Genomic DNA, 2666 nt, shown 5'->3' with positions numbered 1-2666 from the left:
ACGTTCCAGACTGATCATTTCGTTCTAATAATCTGCCATGATTCAAAAAACTCAAAAGATTCTGCATCAAGCACAGAGAGGCAGGGAAATAATGGACACTGGCGAGTGTAAAAAAACCAGATGCGTTTTTGGGCGCACATTTGATGTCGACTTTCCTGTGATGAATAACTAAAAATAAGATGGCGTTGAGCGCTCAACCAAGCTGCATCGCTCGTGACGCCAACGATTGATCTTGTCGCAAAGCGTTCTCCAACTAGTATTTAAGCGTATACGCTTGCAAAATACCTACAGTCGGAATCCATTGTGACAGGAAAGCCGTCGAATGAAGAGGACCCCCGAAGTTACGACTGAACGACTCGGCCGCATTGTCGAGGAAGCGTCCAGTGAGGTTTACCTGTTCGCCACCGACGATTTTCACTTCTTGCTGGTCAACCGGGGCGCACGCGACAATCTCGGGTTTTCAATGGAGGAACTCCGTGGGCGCACACCCTGGGACATAAAGCCGGAAATCTGTAGAGAGGATTTTCTCAAACTAGTGGAGCCCCTCATTTCGGGAGCGACTGAACGGCTCGATTTCGAAACAGTGCATCAGCGCAAGGACGGCACACGCTACGATGTTTCGATCCGCCTCCAACTGATACAGCCTGACGGCGAGGGGGTTTACTACGCGGCGGTGCAGGACTTAAGTGAGCTCAGGCACACGCAGGCAGCGTTGCAAGAGAGCAATAGGCGCCTGGACGCCATCCTTAGCAACACGACAATGGCCGTCTTCATGATGGACGAGCGCCAGCACTGCGTGTTCATGAACAATGCTGCCGAGGAACTGACCGGCTTCACCTTGGCGGAAACCCATGGCAAGACATTACACGAAGTCGTTCACCACACTTATCCTGACGGCCGCCACTTCCCGATCGAAGAATGCGCGATCGATCGTGCATTTCCGGAAGAAAATCAGACTGCAGGCGAAGAGATTTTCGTTCACAAAGACGGGAGCTTCTACCCCGTCGGTTTCACCGCCTCAGCCATGAGGGACGAGAGCGGAATCATGATCGGCACCATCATCGAGGCCCGCAACATTTCGGAAGATCTCAAGGTGCGGGCAGCAATGGAGGCTTTCAACAGCACCCTGGTAGAGCGGGTTGAGGAAGCCATTCGTGAACGCAAAAAACTTGAACGGCAACTCGTTCAATCCCAGAAGATGGAAGCTGTGGGTCAGCTTACCGGCGGCGTAGCACATGACTTCAACAATCTTCTTCAAGTGATTGGCGGCAACCTTCAGCTGCTCGAAAAGGATATTGCTGGGAATGAGCGCCAACTCCGGCGAGTGCATAATGCGCTGGCGGGCGTTCGCAGGGGTGCCGAACTCGCCTCTCAGTTGCTGGCCTTCGGACGACAGCAGGCTCTCAATCCGAAACCCGTGAATATCGGACGACTGGTCCGGGGTATGGACGACATGCTCCGTCGTACATTGAGCGAGACAGTAGAGATCGAGACGATAATTTCCGGGGGTTTGTGGAACTGCCTTGTGGATCCGACGCAGGTCGAAAATGTCATTCTCAATCTTGCCATCAACGCGCGGGATGCGATGGACAGGAACGGTAAATTGACAATCGAAGTGGGCAACGCGTCGCTCGATGAGGCATACGCGGCGCAACATGCGGAGGTCGTTCCCGGCCAGTATGTGATGCTCGCGGTCACCGACACTGGGAGCGGCATCCCCCACCATATCCTCAAAAAGGTATTCGAACCCTTCTTCACGACCAAAGACCCAGGGCAAGGCACTGGCTTGGGGCTGAGTATGGTCTACGGGTTCGTCAAGCAATCCAACGGACACATTAATATTTACAGCGAGGTGGGTGAGGGCACGACGGTTCGCATCTATTTGCCGCACACTCGCCAAAATGAAGAGATCCTGGCTTCCGAGACACCGACGGCTCCTCAATCTATGGCGAATGAAGTAATATTGGTCGTCGAAGATGATGACACCGTACGGGCAACTTCTGTCGAACTTCTCTCAGATCTGGGCTACACAATATTGGAAGCCAGCAACGCGGATAACGGTCTGGCTATCGTTAACAGCGGGGCTAAAATCGATCTATTATTTACTGATGTGGTTATGCCGGGCGCGCTTAAAAGCCAGGAGCTGGCGCGTCGTGCTAAACAGAAGCTGCCATCTATCCAAGTGCTTTTTTACCTCTGGTTACACCCAGAATGCCATCGTTCACGCCGGTCGGCTGGACGAAGGCGTCGAACTGATCGCGAAGCCTTTTCACGCGAGAAGGGGCTTGCGCAGAAAAATTCGCAAATGTCTTGGACCTTGGAAGACCTTCTGCATCTACACCGATGCCTTCTGCACCGCTAACCTGCGAAGTTGCCAATCACGATGAAGGCGATGCTCTCAATTGTAAGTCCATTCTAATCGTAGAAGACCAAATCTTGGTCCGGAAGATCCTGAGTGAAATGCTGGAAGAAATTGGGCCATAGAGTGGTCGGAACGGGCACGATACGAGAAGCGAAAGAAAAAGCTCTCTCTGCAGAAATTTTCCAGTCGTAGTTACTGATCTTGGATTACCTGATGGGTCTGGTTTAGACATAGTTCAAGAAGTAATGGACAATRATCGGCATGTATCGGTAGTTATCTCATCAGGTCGAGACGCCAGCAACGA

1 protein-coding gene is annotated in these 2666 nt (G+C 52.2%); it reads left to right on the top strand.

Features of this window, described 5'->3' with window-relative positions:
* Positions 1-322 precede the first annotated feature (322 nt).
* The gene (locus BF95_RS24785; protein ID WP_051520233.1) at positions 323-2362 is read left to right on the top strand and encodes a PAS domain S-box protein; all 2040 of its coding nucleotides are present in this window, start codon (positions 323-325) and stop codon (positions 2360-2362) included.
* Positions 2363-2666 lie beyond the last annotated feature (304 nt).

The sequence above is a fragment of the Sphingobium sp. Ant17 genome, assembly GCF_000588875.1.
In the GTDB taxonomy this organism is placed as follows: domain Bacteria; phylum Pseudomonadota; class Alphaproteobacteria; order Sphingomonadales; family Sphingomonadaceae; genus Sphingobium.
The sequence above is the reverse complement of the archived record's forward strand: the minus strand, read 5'-3'. Positions and strand labels throughout refer to the sequence as shown.